The sequence below is a fragment of the Neolewinella marina genome, assembly GCF_002631205.1.
Lineage (GTDB): Bacteria > Bacteroidota > Bacteroidia > Chitinophagales > Saprospiraceae > Neolewinella > Neolewinella marina.
Map to the genome: position 1 here is coordinate 132,392 of NZ_PDLO01000006.1, position 17,174 is coordinate 149,565.

Annotated in this window: 16 protein-coding genes; 3 read left to right on the forward strand and 13 right to left on the reverse strand. The window is 62.3% G+C overall.

All coding sequences use genetic code 11. The features are described 5' to 3' along the window. Positions 1-8: 8 nt before the first annotated feature. The gene (locus CGL56_RS13760; RefSeq protein ID WP_099107147.1) at positions 9-767 is read right to left on the reverse strand and encodes an enoyl-CoA hydratase/isomerase family protein; all 759 of its coding nucleotides are present in this window, start codon (positions 765-767) and stop codon (positions 9-11) included. A gap of 311 nt (positions 768-1,078) precedes the next feature. Here CGL56_RS13760 and dusB point away from each other — a divergent pair, with 311 nt between their 5' ends. Then, the gene (gene dusB, locus CGL56_RS13765) at positions 1,079-2,068 is read left to right on the forward strand and encodes a tRNA dihydrouridine synthase DusB (protein ID WP_099107148.1); all 990 of its coding nucleotides are present in this window, start codon (positions 1,079-1,081) and stop codon (positions 2,066-2,068) included. On the opposite strand, the gene ypfJ is transcribed toward dusB, so the two are convergent. The 5 genes from ypfJ to CGL56_RS13790 form a co-directional block, all read right to left on the reverse strand. After that, positions 2,069-2,953 (reverse strand): KPN_02809 family neutral zinc metallopeptidase, encoded by an 885-nt coding sequence (ypfJ, locus tag CGL56_RS13770; protein ID WP_099107149.1) that lies wholly within the window; start codon positions 2,951-2,953, stop codon positions 2,069-2,071. A 27-nt stretch (positions 2,954-2,980) separates the two neighbouring features. Beyond that, a complete protein-coding gene (locus CGL56_RS13775; RefSeq protein WP_099107150.1) occupies positions 2,981-3,700 on the reverse strand; it encodes a DUF4197 domain-containing protein in 720 nt (239 codons plus the stop codon). Positions 3,701-3,773: 73 nt separating this feature from the next. Then, on the reverse strand, positions 3,774-4,244 hold the full coding sequence (gene folB / locus CGL56_RS13780; protein WP_099107151.1) for a dihydroneopterin aldolase: 471 nt from the start codon (positions 4,242-4,244) through the stop codon (positions 3,774-3,776). Positions 4,245-4,248: 4 nt separating this feature from the next. Continuing rightward, positions 4,249-5,004, reverse strand: a complete 756-nt coding sequence (locus CGL56_RS13785) for a tetratricopeptide repeat protein (RefSeq protein WP_099107152.1) — start codon at positions 5,002-5,004, stop codon at positions 4,249-4,251. A gap of 9 nt (positions 5,005-5,013) precedes the next feature. Next, on the reverse strand, positions 5,014-5,595 hold the full coding sequence (locus tag CGL56_RS13790) for an RNA polymerase sigma factor (RefSeq protein ID WP_099107153.1): 582 nt from the start codon (positions 5,593-5,595) through the stop codon (positions 5,014-5,016). Between the two features lie 229 nt (positions 5,596-5,824). On the opposite strand from CGL56_RS13790, the gene CGL56_RS13795 reads away from it, so the two are divergent. Then, complete coding sequence (locus CGL56_RS13795; protein ID WP_167641649.1) at positions 5,825-6,562, forward strand: septal ring lytic transglycosylase RlpA family protein; 738 nt, start codon at positions 5,825-5,827, stop codon at positions 6,560-6,562. On the opposite strand, the gene CGL56_RS13800 is transcribed toward CGL56_RS13795, so the two are convergent. Both CGL56_RS13800 and CGL56_RS13805 read right to left on the reverse strand, forming a co-directional pair. Continuing rightward, positions 6,563-7,024, reverse strand: coding sequence for a DMT family transporter (locus tag CGL56_RS13800; protein ID WP_099107155.1), 462 nt, complete (start codon positions 7,022-7,024; stop codon positions 6,563-6,565). Positions 7,025-7,062: 38 nt separating this feature from the next. After that, positions 7,063-8,313, reverse strand: a complete 1,251-nt coding sequence (locus CGL56_RS13805; RefSeq protein WP_099107156.1) for an ABC transporter permease — start codon at positions 8,311-8,313, stop codon at positions 7,063-7,065. Between the two features lie 180 nt (positions 8,314-8,493). Between CGL56_RS13805 and queA the strand changes: the two genes are divergently transcribed. Then, positions 8,494-9,558, forward strand: a complete 1,065-nt coding sequence (queA, locus tag CGL56_RS13810) for a tRNA preQ1(34) S-adenosylmethionine ribosyltransferase-isomerase QueA (RefSeq protein WP_099107157.1) — start codon at positions 8,494-8,496, stop codon at positions 9,556-9,558. Positions 9,559-9,944: 386 nt separating this feature from the next. Here the strand turns inward: queA and CGL56_RS13815 are convergent, their stop codons facing one another. The 5 genes from CGL56_RS13815 to CGL56_RS13835 form a co-directional block, all read right to left on the reverse strand. After that, entirely contained in the window at positions 9,945-13,544 is a 3,600-nt protein-coding gene (locus CGL56_RS13815) for a hypothetical protein (RefSeq protein ID WP_099107158.1), read from the reverse strand. Between the two features lie 112 nt (positions 13,545-13,656). Next, positions 13,657-14,106: a hypothetical protein gene (locus tag CGL56_RS13820; protein ID WP_099107159.1), complete on the reverse strand. Its 450-nt coding sequence runs from the start codon at positions 14,104-14,106 to the stop codon at positions 13,657-13,659. 6 nt (positions 14,107-14,112) lie between these two features. Beyond that, complete coding sequence (locus tag CGL56_RS13825) at positions 14,113-14,919, reverse strand: ParA family protein (protein WP_099107160.1); 807 nt, start codon at positions 14,917-14,919, stop codon at positions 14,113-14,115. A 678-nt stretch (positions 14,920-15,597) separates the two neighbouring features. After that, a complete protein-coding gene (locus CGL56_RS13830) occupies positions 15,598-16,023 on the reverse strand; it encodes a cupin domain-containing protein (RefSeq protein WP_143470738.1) in 426 nt (141 codons plus the stop codon). A gap of 494 nt (positions 16,024-16,517) precedes the next feature. After that, entirely contained in the window at positions 16,518-17,051 is a 534-nt protein-coding gene (locus tag CGL56_RS13835; RefSeq protein ID WP_099107162.1) for a T9SS type A sorting domain-containing protein, read from the reverse strand. Positions 17,052-17,174: the final 123 nt, after the last annotated feature.

Here is a 17,174-nt window from a genome sequence, read left to right on the forward strand (position 1 = left end):
GTGGGGCGTTACTTTTTCTTGAACTTGGCCAGGGCCGCCTTGGCGTCGGGCTGCAGTACGAGCTGACCGGTGATGCCGGCGCGTTCGGCCAGCAGCTGGGGCCAGTCCTCGGTACCTTCCCAGAGGCTGCGCTTCAGGCGCTCGGCGGCACCCGGGCTGTAGCTGGCGAGTTTGCGGGCCACGAGGCGGGCTTCGCGGAACAGCTCTTCGGGGCCGGCGTACACCCGCTGGTAGAGGCCTTTTTCGCGGCCCCATTTGGCGTCGTGCCATTCGGTGTCGAGACAGAGCTCACTGGCGGCGGCTACACCCATCTTGCGGATCAGGGCGGGCAGGATCACGAAGGGGCCTATGGCGATGGCCAGCTCACTGAGCTTGACCTCCGAGGCGCGGCAGCCCAGGCAGTAGTCGGCCGCCGCGGCGATGCCCACGCCGCCGCCGATGGCCTTGCCCTGCACGGCCACCACGATGGGCTTGGGGCAGCGGCGCATGGCCAGGATCACGTTGGCGAATCCCATGAAAAACTTGCGGCCACTTTCCTCGTCCTGTATGGCCAGCAGCTCGTCCAGGTTGGCCCCGGCACAGAAGGTGTCGTCGCCGGCGCTGCGGATCATGATCGACTTGACGGCCTCGTTGCTGGCTGCCGCCTCGATGTGCTCCACGAGTTCGGCCAGCAGGCTGGAGGGCATGCTGTTGTGGGAAGGGTGAGAAAAGACGATACGCATCCAGTTCGTGCGTAGCTCGGAGGTAATGCTGCCTGCTTGGTTCATGGGCTGAAGATAATTCGGGATTGGTTTCGGGACCGGGGGCGAATGATACGACTTATTGCGTTGTCAGGTCAGACATCGGATGTTGTCGGGGTGTCAGGTTGTCAGACATCGGATGTCTGACAGGGCGTTTTGTTGTCTATTTCAGAAAAAAAGAGAAAAGGAGGCCAGGAGTGGTAGGATTTGCTGGGGTGTCATTATGTCAGACATCCGATGTCTGTCATAATTTCCGGTAGACAACATCCGATGTCTGACAGCCACAACCATTCGCCCCGCCCAGTTGTAATTTTACCTGCGCCAAACCCTACTGCCCTTTGGTTAAAATTGCCGACATCGAACTGGGAGAATTCCCCCTGCTGCTCGCCCCCATGGAAGACGTGAGTGATCCACCCTTCCGGGCCCTCTGCAAGGCCCAGGGTTGTGATATGATGTACACCGAGTTCATCAGCGTGGAGGGGCTGATCCGGGACGCGGACAAGAGCGTCGCCAAGCTGGACATCTACGATTACGAGCGGCCCATTGGCATCCAGATCTTCGGGGCCAACCTGGAGAGCATGGTGCAGGCCGCCGATATCGTCACCGAGGCCAATCCGGAGGTGCTCGACATCAACTTCGGCTGCCCCGTCAAGAAGGTAGTCTGCAAGGGAGCCGGTGCCGGCATCCTGCAGGATATCCCCAAGATGGTCGAGCTCACCAAGGCCATCGTCGACCGCACGGACCTGCCCGTCACCGTCAAGACCCGCCTGGGCTGGGACGACAACAGCAAATACATCGAGGAGGTGGCCGAGCGGCTGCAGGACGTAGGCATCAAGGCCCTGAGCATCCACGGCCGAACCCGCAAACAGATGTACAAAGGGGAGGCCGACTGGACCCTCATCGGCAAGATCAAGGACAACCCGCGGATCAAGATCCCCATCTTCGGCAACGGCGACATCGACAGCCCCGAAAAGGCCGCCGCCTACCGCGAGCGCTACGGCGTCGACGGCATCATGATCGGCCGGGCTGCCATCGGCTACCCCTGGATATTCCGGGAGATCAAGCACTACTTTGCCACCGGTGAACTCCTGCCGCCCCCGACCGTCGAAGAGCGGGTCGCCGCCGCCCGGGAGCACCTGGAGCGCAGCATTGACTGGAAGGGAGAGATGCTGGGTATCCTGGAAATGCGCCGCCACTACACGAACTATTTCCGGGGGCTGCCCCACATCAAGCAGTACCGCAAGACGCTGGTCAGCGAGTTCGATCCCTCCGTGCTGCACGCCACCCTCGACGAGATCTACGAAGTGTACGGGGCGGTCAGTGCCTGATTAGAGGTCGCGGGCTGAGAAGAAACGGTCCAGGGCCGCCTGACTGGCGTCGCCACTCTGGTAGCCGCCGGTGAAGGCCCGTACCCGCTGCTCCGAGGTGCCGTGGGTGAAGCTTTCCGGAACCACGTAGCCCTGGGACTCCATCTGCAGCCGGTCGTCACCGATGGCTGTAGCGGCCGTGATGGCCTCCTCGATGTCGCCGGGTTCCAGAAGCTGCGATTGCTGGTTGGCGTATTTGGCCCACACTCCCGCGAGGTAATCAGCCTGGAGTTCCAGGCGCACCGACATGGCGTTGGCATCCTCTTCACTCATCCGCTGGCGGGCCTGGCTCACGCGCTGGCTGTAGCCGAGGAGGTTCTGCACGTGGTGGCCCACCTCGTGGGCAACGACGTAGGCCAGGGCGAAGTCGCCCGGCGCGCCGAACCGTTCCCGTAACTGATCGGCGAACGAGAGGTCGATATATACCTGCTGGTCGGCCGGACAGTAGAAGGGCCCCGTAGCGGCGGAGGCGAACCCGCAGGCGCTGCGGTCCTGTCCGCTGAAGAGTACCAGCACCGGTTCCTGGTAGTTTCTGCCGTACTGCTGCTGGAAGATGGTGTTCCAGACGTCCTCGGTTTCGGCCAGGGTGACGGATACGATCCGGGCGTTGGTGTCGTCTTCGGCGATCTGGGCACCGGGGTTGGACCGGGTTTCAGTGGGTGCCGAACCGCCGCCCAGGCCCAGGTACTCCAGCGGGTTGCCTCCCAGGAAGAAGATGATGATCATGATGATGACGGTGCCGATGCCGAAGCTGCCGGCCTTGCCGGCCCCGCCGATGAAGCTGCCGCCGCTGCGACCGCGGCGGTCGTCGATGTTGCTGCTCCCCTTTCTACCCTGAAGTTTCATATTGGTTGACCTTGTATTGGTGAAATGCTAGTTGGGTGTATCCTGCTGGGCGAATACCCGCCGCAGGAGATCGGTGGTACGGGCGGCGACGTTCTTGCGGATGTCCTCCTCCTTCAGCGCCACCTTGAGGAAGAGACCGTCCAGTGCCCGCTGGGTAACGTAGGCCCCGAGGTCGGTTTCCACCTTCTCGCGGGTGAGGGGGAAGTTGTTGTAGGCGCTGGCGGCGTCGAGCCAGACCTTGTTGGCGTCGTATTTGTCGAGGCTGGCGTTGATGACCGGTGCGAATTCCGCGGTCAGGGCCTGCGAAGTAGTGCGGCGAAGGTATTCAGTGGCGGCGTGGTCGTCGCCCTTGAGGATACCCACGGCGTCCTGGATTGACATCTGGCGAATGGCGTCGACGAAGATGGGGGCGGCTTTAGAGGCGGCGTCCTCGGCGCCTTGATTGATTTTTTTGAGGATGACGGCCTCCAGGTTGCTGAAGCCGGGTACGTTCTGCAGGCGGTCGGTGACCTTGCGGACTTCTTCGGGGAGCAGGATGCGGTAGGTGAGGTCGTCGTAGTAGCCGCCGGTCCTGGAGAGTTCTTCAGCCCCCTCCTGGGCGCCGATGCGGAGGGCTTCCTTCAATCCGTTGGCGATGTCGGTGGAGGTCAGGCCGCCGTTGAGGACGGTGGCCAGGGTCTGGTTGATTTGCTGACTGGTACACCCCAGGAAGCAAAGGGGAAGGAAAAGGAATAGGAGGCGCTGCATAGGCTCGGTTTGGTGAGGCCCCTCTATAAGCGGTATTCGGGGTGATTGGTTTGGCCGCCACCCGCTGGCCTTGCTAGAAGTTGAACCCGCTCAGGTCGAAGTTGCCGCCCCGGAAATCGTCGTCGTCGCCAAATTCATCCTCGTCGGGGTCCTCAAAGGTGTGCTGGCCGGCCGGGGCCGCGCCACCCGCGCCCAGGTTGACCTCGACAAAGGCCGCACCGACGCGGCCGCCCAGGGGCGGACTGAGCTTGCGCAGTTTTAGGCGCACGGCGGTGACCGAGTCGAACTGGTTCAGGATGCGGTTGCCCATCCGGAAGGCGAGTGCTTCGAGCAGCCGGGTGGGTTTTTTCATTTCCGCCTGCAGGAGGTAGTAGATGGTGGCGTAGTTGACCGTGCCGCCGAGGTCGTCCTCGGTGGCGGCTTCCCCCACCTGGGTATCCACCTCTACGTCGATACTGAATTCATTGCCCATGAGGTGCTCCTCTTCGAAGAAGCCGTGGGGGGCGTGGAAGCGCACGTCCTCGAGGCCGATTGTTGCCATCATGGACTTACAGGTTGTTGAGTAGGCGTTCGGCCTCCCCGCGGAAGGGGTGGCCAGGGGTATCGGCGATCCGGCTCAGTTCGGCCTTGGCGTCGACCACCTCGCCGGTGCCGAGGCGGGCCACGGCGCGGTAGAAGGCGGACTCGGGGGCCAGGTTGAAGTCGTTCCGGGAGGCCAGGGCACCGAAGTGGGTAGCCGCCTCATCAAAGGACCCTTCGGCCAGCAGGCTCTGCGCCAGGTAAAAGCGGTCGGCCGGCTCGGCATCCGACAAACCGCGGAAGGCCTCCGCGGCCCGGGCGTAGTCGCCGCTTTCGTAGGCCACGTAGGCCACGGCGCGGGCATCATCGGTAGCTTCACCGGATTTGGTGATGGGGTAGGCGATATTTTCGTAGGGTTCTACCGTCCGGGCGGCCAGGAGGGCACTTTCGGTTCCGTCGGGTGCCAGGATGAAGTAGCCGGCCAGGAACAGCAGCAGGGCCGTAGCGGCCACGTAGGTCAGCAGGCGGCGGTGCTTGCGGCGGTGGATGGGAATCACGCGGGCGCCGGCACCCTCCACCGGGGCACGCTCCGCCTCGAGGCGTTGAAGGCGGCTTTTCAGGCGCTGGTGTTCGCTGATGTCGATGGCGTCGAGGGCCAGGCGGGTGGCTTCCATTTCGGATTGCAATTGGGGGTGGGCTTGTAAGTCGCGTTCGAAGACCTGGGGCGTAGGCAAACGGCCCCGCAGATAGTCGTCGATCCGCTCTTGCTGCTCGTCATGGTTCATTCGGTGGCTTTAGGGGTTAACCAGTTGCTTGAGCGATTGTAAACAGCGCATTTTCTTGATGCGGGTCGCTCCGGGCGAAGGCAGTCCCACGGATTGCGTAATGCTCTCAATGGGATAATGGTGAAAATAATAGAGGGTCAAGATCTCGCGACAAGGGCTGCCGAGCTGGTCCATCGCCGACTGCAGCAGTTTGCGGTTGTGTTGCTCCTCGAATCGGTCGATCAGGCTCCAGTCGAGTTCGTCGGCCGGGTTGCTGCCGGACTCATGGTCGGTGGGGGGTTCCCGCCGGCGCTGGTGGTTGCGGCGGTAGACCAGTCGCTTGCCGATGCTGAATAAATAAGTGCGGATCGTACAGCGAAGTTCAGTAAGGCGACCACTGACCACGTTCTTGTAGAATGCGATTACCGAATCCTGGAAACAGTCTACCGCGTCTTCTTCCGTAGCCGACAACTGCCGCTGGGCGTAGGTCACGAACGCATCCCGGTGGTGGAGGTAGAGCTGATCGATCAACTCGTACTGACCACGCTTGATTGCTTCGAATAGTTCGTTGTCCTCGGTTTGCGTCTGCATCCGGTGCCCTTGCGTGTTCATGAGTGGTTCATTTCAAATGTATGGGTTTTGTTAGCGAATTCCCACTGGGGGTGGGCTTTACCCCTTGATTCTCTTTTGGGTGGAGGTTGTTACACCCCCCTCTGGTCCGCGCTTTTTTGGTCGGACGACTTAGTGGTCCGACCAGTAAATCATGGACCACTACCACTACCCCCACCCCCCACCTCGGCAAATTCCCCTTATTTTGCCCGCCGCCCAAAACCGGACCGACATGTCACTCACCCGCCACGCCCTCCGGCACGCGATATTTTTCCTCCTCCTGCTGCTGGTCACGTGGCCACTGGCCGCACAACCCCAGGAAGGCATCGCCAGCTACTACGCCGACCGTTTCCACGACCGGCCCACCAGTACGGGAGAGGCCTACGACAAGGATGACTTCACCGCCGCCAGCAAGGCCTACCCCTACGGAACGGTGCTGGAAGTGACCAACGTGAGCAGCGGCCGCTCCGTAGAGGTGAGGGTCAACGACTGTGGGCCCCACCATCCGGAGCGGATCGTGGACCTCAGTCGGGCCGCGGCCCGGAAGATCGGACTGCTGCGCGCCGGCACCGCCCAGGTGGAAGTAAGGGTGGTGAGCCTCGGCGACCAGGGCCCCACCTGCGACCGCAGCGGCTGGGTGCCGGACAGCCCGGCTGTTGCCCTGGATACGGTACCCGCGCCCGCCGCCACCACGGCTACAAAGAAGGAAGAGCGGCAGAAGCGCCGGGAATTCGCCGCCGACGAGATGCTGTTCGGCGTACAGGTAGGGGCCTTCAGTCAGGAGGAAAACGCCCGCGCCCTGGTGGACTCCCTCCACGAAAAGGGGTTCGCCGACGCCTGGACCGCCCGCGTGGGCAAGGTGCACCGGGTGTTTACCGGCCGTTACTATTTCCAGGACGAGGCCCGCGGACTGCGCGACCGGGTGCGGGAAGCAGGATACCGGGAAGCCACCGTGCGGCGGGTGCAGTAGCTACTTCGCGGAAGCGGCATTGCCCAGGGCCACCAGCACGACCCCACCGACCGACAGCAGCACGCCCAGGACCTTCTGCCAGTTGATGGCATTCTCCTCCACCCCGAACCAGGCAAAGTGGGCCAGCAGGACGGAGACGATGACCTGTCCGGCCACCCCGGCCACGAAGTAGCGGTCCGGACCGATGGCCTCGATGAGGTAGGTAGAGGCAAACAGGGCAATGGCACCGCCCACCCCCGCGCAGAGGGCCCACAGGGGGATATCCGAAAACCGCTGCAGGGCGGAGGGGGATTCCCGAAACAGGAATACCGCCGCAGTGAGGGCGAAGGCCAGGGTAAAGTAGAGAAGGTTGGCCTGGGCCGGCGAGCCGACGCGCTCGGCCAGCAGGGAGTTGACGGTGAGGTAGGTGGAGACCAGGGCCCCGACGGCGAAGGCGCCCGCGATGTAAAGAATCTGCTGCATACCGCAAGCAACCCGAACGCCGGGATCCTTTGTTCGCCCTAGCTGCGCATCGCCTCCACCGGATCCATCCGGGCGGCGAGCAGGGCGGGAACCAGTCCGGCGAAGATGCCCACCACCGCGGAGATCACCACCCCGGCAATGGCGTAGAGCACGCTCAGGCTGATCTGGAAGCCGGGCAGGAAAAGGTTGATGACCGAGGTGATGGCCACCACCATGAGCAGGCCCATGGCCCCGCCGATGACGCAGAGGATGACCGACTCGGTGAGGAACTCCAGCAGGATGATGTACTGCCGCGCGCCGAGGGCCTTCTTCACCCCGATCAGACTGGTGCGCTCCTTGACGCTGACGAACATGATGTTGGCCACGCTGATCGCCCCCACGACGATGGAGAACAGGCCGATCACCAGGCCGATCACGTTGAGCACGCCGAAGATGTTGCCGAGGGCCTCGGTGGTCATGCTGAGCTCGTTGAGGGCGAAGTTGTCGTCCTCCCGGGGCCGCAGCTGGCGGTTGGCGCGCAGGATGCCGCGGATGTCGTCCTGCAGCCGCTCCAGCTCCACTCCGCCGGCCGCCTTCACGCCGATGGTGCCGCCGAACTGGTTGCGGGTCTTGAGGTTGATGAAGCGGGCGGCGTTGTTGTAGGTGACCATGATGGCATCGTCGAAGTCGAGGGGGTTCACCAGGTCGTCGCCGGCCGGCGCCAGGGTGCCGATCACCTGGTACTTGCGGCCTTGCATCTTCACCTCGCGGCCAATGGGGTTCACGGGGCCGAAGAGCTGCTCGGCGATCTCGTGGCCGAGCAGGATGCGGTCGGTGCCGTTGCGGTATTCGGAGGTGGACCAGTAGCGGCCGCGGTCGATCTCGATGCTGAACAGCCGGTCGAGCTCGTAGGTGGTCACGAAGAGGTAGCCGCCCTCCACGGCCTTGCCCTCGTACTTCAGGGTACGGGTGCCGGGCACCGTCCAGTAGCTGACCAGGTTGGCGGTGGCCAGGTTTTCCTTCAGGGCCTCGTAGTCGTCGTGGTCGGGGTAGGGGCGCTGGTAGTACTCCCACCAGTCGTCGCTGTTGTCCTTCCAGGGCCACTTGTCGATGTAGATCACGTCGTCGCCGAGCTTGGCGAGGCTGCCCGAGACTTCCTTTTGCAGGGACTGCACGGCGGAGAGCACCCCGATGATGCAGAAAATACCGATCGAGATGCCGAGCAACGACAGAAAGGTGCGCAGCTTGTTGCCCGTAAGCTGCTGCCACGCCTGGCGGAAGCTTTCCGCGATAACCTTGGAGAGGACCATGCTGTGTTGCTTTGAAGGGCTAAAATAGGGCGGGGCGCGGCCGCGGGTGCCGGGTTTTCGACGAAAGGCCCCGACGCGGGGGCGGACGGCGCATTACTTCCCGTGGCCCAGCCATTTATCGGGAAACTCTTACCTTTGCGCGCTGTTTCGTGTACACAGAGCAATTAATACTATCCCGGGATGAGGACCAAACTTTCGCAATTTAAATTTGAACTCAACGACAAACTCATCGCCAGAACCCCGAGCAAACGGCGCGACGACAGCCGCCTGATGGTGGTGAACCGGGCCACGGGGGAAATCGAGCACAAGCAGTTCTCCGACCTGCTCGAATACTACAGCGAAGGCGATACGCTGGTCTTCAACAACACCAAGGTCTTCCCGGCCCGCCTTTACGGTCTGAAGGAAAAGACCCAGGCCCGCATCGAGGTGTTCCTCCTGCGCGAGCTCAACAGCCAGGCCCGCCTCTGGGACGTACTGGTGGATCCCGCCCGCAAGATCCGCGTGGGCAACAAGCTCTACTTCAACGACAAGCGCGGCAACAACCGCCTGGTGGCCGAGGTGGTCGACAATACCACCAGCCGCGGCCGTACCATCCGCTTCCTCTACGACGGCCCGAACGACGAGTTCACCAAGGAACTCCACGGCCTCGGCAATACCCCCCTGCCCAAGCTGCTGGAGCGGGAAGCCGACAGCCGCGACGCCGAGCGCTACCAGACGGTCTTCGCCAGTGAAGTCGGCGCCGTAGCCGCCCCCGCCGCCGGTCTCCACTTCAGCCGCGAAACCCTCATGCGCATGGAACTGGCCGGCGTGAAGAAGGCCGAAGTAACCCTCCACCTCGGACTGGGCACCTTCCGCGACATTGAGGTGGAAGACCTCTCCAAGCACAAGATGGACGCCGAGTACTACCGCATCGAGCAGCCCGCCGTGGATACCGTGAACGCCACCAAGAAAGACGGCGGACTGGTCTGCGCCGTAGGCACCACCTCCCTGCGCGCCCTGGAAAACAGCGTGAGCGCCGAGCGCCTGCTGGCCACCAGCGAAGGCTGGACCAACAAGTTCATCTTCCCCCCCTACGACTTCCACATCCCCGACCACCTGCTCACCAACTTCCACCTGCCGAAGAGCAGCCTGTTCATCACCACTTGCGCCTTCGGCGGCATCGACCTCATCCTGGAGGCTTACGCCCAGGCCCAGAAGGAGAAGTACAAGTTCTTCGCTTATGGGGACGCTATGCTGATTGTTTGAGCAAGGGGCTAAGGGGTCAAGGGGTCAATGATGTTTCCCTTTATCCCTCGCTTCGCTCGGGTAGGTGCGGCAAAGGCGTGACAGCTGCCTTTCGCTCCCCTCGGCATGCACCAAATGCCGCGTTCTCCTCTCCAAAAGGTTGCTCTGTATTCTAGGAAGATGACACGCTGTGTGCTCCACGAAAGGGATGAGTAATCCAGCTGCCCCCTCGCACCTCCGGGCCGAGAAGTGTAGAACTACGGGTGTCTGACAACCAAACCCAAGCAAAGCGAGGGGCAAAAGAGACGCCCGTGTCGGACCCACCCGAGCAAAGCGAGGGGTGAATGCTACGCCTTGCCGCCCATTCACTCCTTCAGTCCTTGACCCATTCAGCCCTTGACCCCTTGTCAAAAATCCAACCCCAAAGAAACGTGCAGTTTAGCAGGTTGCACATTGCCCGTTTCCACGCCCCAGGCGTAATCGGCGCGTAGGAAGTAGCCGAAGAGGGTAGTGCGTACGCCACCGCCGTAGCCGTAGACGATGGGTTCCCGGAACCTGCGTACCCGCACGCGGACGGGGCTGTAGCCGCTGGCGTTCTGGTCGGGGTATTCGGTGATGTTGACGGGGTTGTCTTCGTCGAAGGGGTTCTTGCCGGCCCAGGCGGTGCCGACGTCGAAGAAGCCTACGATCTGGAAATCGCGGAGGAAGGCGGAGCGCAGGTTGTCGAAGAGGTAGGTGAAGGCCGGTACCCGCAGTTCGGCGTTGGCCAGGGTATAGGTGCCGCCGTTGCGGATATTGATGTCGAATCCGCGGAGGGGATTGGCCAGGTCCTGGAAGACAAACTCGCCGGTCTGGGGGGTGGGGATCGACTGGTTAAAGTTGTTGACGACGCTGTTATCGGCCCCGCCGAGGTAGTAGAGGATCTTTTGTCGGCCGTAGTTGGTGGCGGCGGCCACCCGGAAGGCCAGCACGCTCCGCTTCAGGATGCGCTCGTAGTGGCGGGCGTCGATGCCGACGATGCCGAGCAGACCGGGCTCAAACTGGGAGTCCAGGCCCTCGTCGAAGGAGATATTGAAGCTCTTGAATACGTCGCCGTACACCTTGTACCGGGTACCCATCCGCAGGTTGGTGCCGAGGTTGATGGTGTTGTCGAATACGTATTCCAGCCGCAGGCCCACCCGCTCGGTGCTGAGGGGTTCGGACTGCAGGGCGGCCAGCTCGGTGGATAGGGTCTGGACCCGGTCGCGGCGCAGGGTGGCGTAGGCGCGCAGGCTGCGGAAGATGTCGAGGGGGTACCGCAGTCCGTACTGGGCCATCAGGGTGTTCTCCTCGACCAGGCGGGGACCGTTGAGGAAGGTGGAGGTGTTGTAGATCCCTTCCTGGGCGCGGCGATTGCGGCGGTAGAAGGAGTAGGTGCGGTCCAGGCGGTGCTTGAGGTCCGAGCCGGTGAGGAAGTACTCCGTGCCGTTGAAGCTGGTGGGTACGCGGATGCCGCCGGTGATGGTGTAGTCTTCCAGGAGGTCCATCACGTTGCCCTTGATCAGGATGCCGACGGGCTGCTGGGTGTAGCCATCGGGGTTGGCCGCGAAGACGTTCATCCCGTTGAAGAGAGGCTCATTGTCGACGGTGGTCTTTACGTAGTTCAGCCGGAAGGTGGTACGGTAGGAAGTCACGCGCCCCGGGCGGAACTGGTAGGTGCGGTTGAGCTGGGGTACGGGCCGTTCGCTGCGGAACACGGTACCCGCGCCCGCGGCTGCTTCCTGTTGGCGGCGTTGTTGTCGCGGAGTGCCCACTACGGTGAGGGGCGGACGGGTGCCCGTGGTGTCCGGCGCGGCGCCCGGGGCGGGGCGGTTGTCGCTCACCGGTGGTTCGGCCAGCAGGTCTTCGGCGGGGTCCGGTACGGCCGGGGGTGGGGGCACAGTATCCTGGAAGCGGGTCTGGAACAGCAGCCCCTCGTCGTCGGATTCAATGAGGGGGTTGCGGCGGTTGGGGCGCATGACCCGGTCCGGGGATCCCTTCACTACGTTGGTGAACTGGGGTACGACCTGTCCGGCGGCCCGGTAGCTGCGGCGGCGGTAGGCGGTGGGCGTCAGGCTGACGGTGGTGGTGGTGTCGAAGGTGAAGCGACGCACGGCGGTGGCCCCGTTCACGATGAAGCTTTCTACCCCGACGGGCAGTTTGCTGCTGCCGTCCAGGGTCAGGAGGTTGGTGCCGTAGTTGGTGGTGGCCTCGGTTACGGCGCGTTCCTTGATGACCGGGTAGATGGAGATGGAGTCGATCAGGGCTGTATCGAGTTTCTCCAGGGTCGAGTCGCCGTGCAACACGATCTGGGTGCCGTCCTGGAGGTAAATCCGCTGTTCGTAGTGGTGGATATAGTCTTCCAGGTGGGCCTGGTAGCGGTTGTAGATGCCGTTGGCGTCGCTGAGGTAGGCGAAGTGCTCGCCGTCCACCGGGGCGGGTTGCCGCTCGTTGGCCAGGGGGGTGTTGGTGATGCGTACGAGCTCGCCCGGCTTGTTCTCCAGGTCGTAGTAGAAGAGGTCGTAGCGCCCGATGGGCAGCAGGGTGTCCAGCCGCTGGGGCAGCAGGGAGGTGTCGGGGCGGTTGCTGGCGAAGACCACGCCCTTGCGGCCCCGCACGTTCACCGGGGTGGCGTCGAGGTCGTCCCAGAAGTCGTTGGTGATCTTGACCGCCTGGCGGGAGGCAGGGAAATAGGTGTAGATGTCGGTGAAGCCGTCGGCCATGGCCGAAATGAGGAAGTTGCTGGGGTCGTAGTACTTCAGGCTCAGCACCCGGTCGAGGCGGATGCCCAGGATGTCGGTGGTCGACTTGCCCGTGTTCAGGTCGTAGAGCAGCAGCTTGGGCTGGTCGCGGTGCTCGTACATGATGGCCACCTCCTGGTTGGTCGGCGAGAAATCGATGAGGGGGTAGTTGTAGTCGGTGGCCTGCAGGAGGTTACGCTGCCCGCCCTTGTGGATCACCTCCCGTTCGCCGGTTTCCACGTCCTGGAGATAGACCCGGTACTTGCCGATCTCGTTCAGGACGTAGGCGATCCGGCGGCCGTCGGGGCTCACCTTCAGCTGGGTGACGGGCAGTTGCTTCTTGTTGGGGATGGTCAGCAGGTCGTCGGTGGGCGTCGTGCGGCCGCGGCTGTCTTCGGTGAAGCGGTTGCGGTAGAACTCCAGCCAGTTGTAGAGCACCGTTTCGTAGTTGCTGCCCAGCACGTAGAGGAAGCCGTTCTCCACCGAGCGGTTGATCCGCGTCAGGTAAAGGAGGTTGGATACCGTGGGCTTGCCCAGGTTTTCGGCGATGTAGTACCAGAAGGAGTGGCCGGCCAGCCGGGGGTAGTCGGCGGCCAGGTCGTTGAAGTCCTCATATTCCCCCGTGGCCATCAGGTCGCGCAGCTGGTCGTCGAGCTCGCTGCTCCAGTCCTGCCCGAGGTAGGCCACCAGTCCGGGTTTGAACCAGGGGGGAAGGTTCAGCAGCACGGCGTTCTGTACCACCTCCTGGACGGTGGATCCGTAGAGCAGCTGTTCGATGTAGACGCTGGCCATGGCCTCGCGCACCTGCCGGCGCAGGTCGGTGTGGTCGCCGTTGAAGTAGACAAAGGCCTTGTTGCCGAGGAATTTGGCCTCGGTGCCGGAGATATAGCTGGTATTGGTGCGCAGCGACTGGTTGCCGGTCAGCTCGAAGACCTCCTCGCTGCCGATGTTGCTCTGCTTGACGTCGGTGATGTCTCGGTAGGTGATCAGCTGCACCTTCTCGTTCAGCCGGCTCTCCAGCATCTTCTGGATGTAGGCGAAGTCGTACTCGGCCAGCTGGACCACCGCCTGGCCCACGCCCTGGTTGTTGCCGTACCAGTAGGTGATGAAGTTGTCGGATTCGTACTTCTCCCACTCCTCGAAGTCGTCGTGGTACTGCACCCGGTTCTTGCCGAACTCCACGCGGGAAGTCTGGGCCGAAAGGGCGGTCAGCACGAGGCAGGCCAGGAGGAAAAGGGGTAGACGCATCAAGGTTGACCTTTAAAAGCTTACTTCCGGTTCCGGGCACGGCGGGGTTCCTCACCCGGGTCGGAAGACAATGGTAAGGTCAAGATAACGGAAAACGGAGGGATTGGTTAGCCTACTTCTCCAGGTACTGGGCGACCATCTCCTGCACGACATCCTTGAGGTACATCTTGCGTTCCTTGGCCTGCTCCTTGAGGGTGACCAGGTGCTCCTTGTTGAAGATGAGGGTCACCCGCTTGGTGTCGGGCTTGGCGGGTTCGGTGGGCGCGGCGCGGTCTTCGTCTTCGACGGTACTGCGGATGAGGTAGTCGAGGCCCGTACGGCGGCGGGGCGTCTGCCGGTCGGCGGTGCGGCCGGCGGCGGCGCGGCGCTGGTCGTCGCTCAGGAAGACGTCGAGGTTCTGGGTGAAGTTCTTGCTGGAGATCTTCTTCTTGGCCTTCTTGGTCCGCACGGGTACGCTTACCTCCACGGCCTCCTCGTCCTCCTGCGCGGCGGTGTCGGTACCCGTGAGGTAGTTGTCCTCGAAGAGTCCGGAAAGGTCGTCGGTGAAGCGTTTCTTAGCCATTACGGTTTACTTGACGGGGGTCGTGGCGGGTTCGTCTTTCTTGCGGGGGCGCAGGTGGATGGGATTTTCCGTCCGTGCAATGATTTCCTTGCAGAGCTTCAGATAATCCTTGGCGCCGTGGCTCGAGCGACTGTAGGTGAAGATGTCCTGACGGTTGGCCGGAGCCTCCGCTAGTGAAACGTTATCGCGGATGTAAGTTTCGAAGAGCAGGGGGCCAAAGTACTTTTTTATGGTCTCTACCACATCGCGGTTGAGCACCTTGCGCTGGTCGTACATGGTGGCCAGTACGCCGCTGATGTGCAGCTCCTTGTTGAGGCGCAGCTTCACCTTCTGGATCACCTGCTTGATCTTGGCCAGGCCCTGCATGGCCAGGAACTCCGTCTGCAGGGGGATGATCACCTGCTGGCTGCTCGTCAGGGCGTTCAGGGTGAGCAGGCCGAGGCTCGGGGGGCAGTCGATGATGATGAAGTCGTAGTCTTCGTCGACGGCGGAGAAGAGCTCGCGGAGGATGAATTCCCGTCCCGCCTCGTTGACCAGTTCCATCTCGGCGCTCGACAGGTCGAGGCTAGAAGTGACGACTTCAAAGCCGGGCTTGATCTCGAAGGGCACCAGGTCGGATTCGCCCATCATGCTCTCGTAGATCGTGACCGACTGCCGGGGGATACCGAGGCTGAGCGTCAGGTTGGCCTGGGGATCCAGGTCGACCAGCAGTACGCGCTTGCCCAGTTCAACGAGTCCGGCTCCGATGTTGATGGCGCTGGTGGTTTTTCCGACGCCTCCTTTGTGGTTCAGTAAGCTTAATACAGTTGCCATGCCAGGTGCTTGGTGTGGCCGCGAAGGTAGTGAATTAAAATAGAATTCGGCGGGCCACTATCCGGGGTTCTGTCAGCCCCCTTGCCAGGCCAAAATTGCTGACAATCAGCCGGAAAGCCGCCGCGACCCGTCCCCGCTCGCCTTCGGGAAGTAGGGGAAAATATGTTCAACAAATTGTATTTATAAAATAATTACCCTATTTTCGGTTTGAACCGGTGCGCCATCCCTTCCGATCCCTTGCTCACATTTCGCACCAATGCCGCCGGTAATCCATACTTCCATAGGCAGCCTGCCCCGCCGTGCCCCGGTACCGGACGGACAGGGGACGATCTGCCCGTTAACCCTCCTCCGCCCCCCTTCCACACCCGGGGTGGAAAGGCCACCGGCGTGGGCGGTGGCGCGGCCGGTGGGGGGACGTCAGCGCGGCGGTGGCCGGGTGGGTTCTCCCACCCACTCTGAGGAGCCCTGCATCCGCTACCCAGGACTTGGACCAGGGGCCTTACCCCGGAGCAATACTTTCTTCCAATTCGCAGCTAGAAATCTGCCGATGGAGTCTCCTCAGAAAGTTGTCGTTTTATGGCGCGTACGCAGGTGCCGCATGCAAGGGCGAGGGCCGGGGATCCATCGCCGCATTCGACTTCCGATCCGGGACCGGCATAAAACATCACTTCCCCAACCCTACCGTTTCATTTCCACCCGGATCAGGCGGATGGGTTGGGTGTCGCTCAGGTTCTCCACGGAATGCGGGGCTTCGGGCTCCTTGAACATGGTCATCGGGAAAACCAGGGGTTCCGGAATCTCCCGCGTATCCATGATGATGTTTCCTTCGCCGTCGCGGTCGATGAAGTGGCCGGCCTCTATGATGTAGAGTACACTGGGCCACTGGTGGTGGTGTACCGGCTCCAGTTCGTTTGGCGCCAGGGTTACTTCCAGTACCCTAACCCGGTCGTTTTCCAGCAGGACCTTGTGGTTGCCGGGGGCGGACACCACGGCGTCCTGTTCTTTTGGCCAGTCGGCCGGATTTCCGGTTTTGTACCGCAGCTTTTGTTCCACCGTCGCCTGGGCGGACACGATCGAGCACGGAATGAGGAGTAGAATGGCCACCAAATAACTGGCGAATCGAGGTCATGGCGGTTCGGTTTATGGTTACGCGATTCACATTTCCTTTTCCCATCCTTTATGGCTGGAGTTGGAATGGCCAGGTAACACAACCGCCAGCCTTAATTGGGAGCTATGGTCACGGGAGTGTTGGCTTTCCAAGGAAGTTATAGGAAAGCACCGGCATTGTCAACCGCCCTGTACTCTCCAGGCAGCATTCCATGGACCGTCCGCCCTGATCTACTTCCCCACAAATCTGCCCGCAAGGCGTATACGCCTGCAGGGGCCCAATTAATGACGGGTGTGCACTAGTTGACGGGTGTGCGCCCGGCGCTTGCCCCCCCTGAATCGAGGCCAGGTGATAGGAACCGTACGCCCGTCGCCGTACTGCGCATCCGCCCGCAATAGCACAATTAATGACGGGTGTGCCTTAATTGACGGGTGTGCGCACCCGGGATCAGCATGGCCCAGACCTTCAAAACCGGAGCACAGCCCCCCCTTCAATACCCCACCACCACGCGAATGGTAGCCGCCGGTACACCCTCCATGGTCCACCGCAGCAGGTAGACGCCGGGCGGTAGGTCGGGCAGGGTAATGGAAACGGGGTTGTGGGCGCGGGCCGCAAACCGTTTCGTCCATACCCGGCGCCCCAGTTGGTTGGCCAGCGACAGGGTGAAGGAGTGCTCCGTAGCGGGTACTCGCACCGTGGCCGCACGGTGTACGGGATTGGGGTACGCCTGGAAAGCCGGTGGATCGAAGTCATTGACCACGGCCCGGATGGGGCTCATGTTTTCGGCGCCGTCCGGGGCGCTGCCGCGGATGCGGTAGTAAGTGGTGCCGGAGTGAGGATTCGGGTCCAAGTACTTGCGGCCCTGTACCTGGGTAGCCGACAGGTGGCGAAGGACCACGAACGCGCCTTCCGTATCGAACCGCCGCTCCAGTGTCCAGCGGTATTCAATATTGGTGGACTCCACCTCCCACGTCAGGGTGACCGTCGTACCGTCGTTGCGACGGGCCACCAGATCAGTAATCAACAGGGGCAAGGGAGCGGGGGCCGGCTCAGCAACTGCCGCGCCGCAACTAGAGGAGGTTCCACTCGATGCGGTCAACCGGGCAACTCCGGGGGAGCCTACCTGGCGGCAGGAAACGGTTGAACT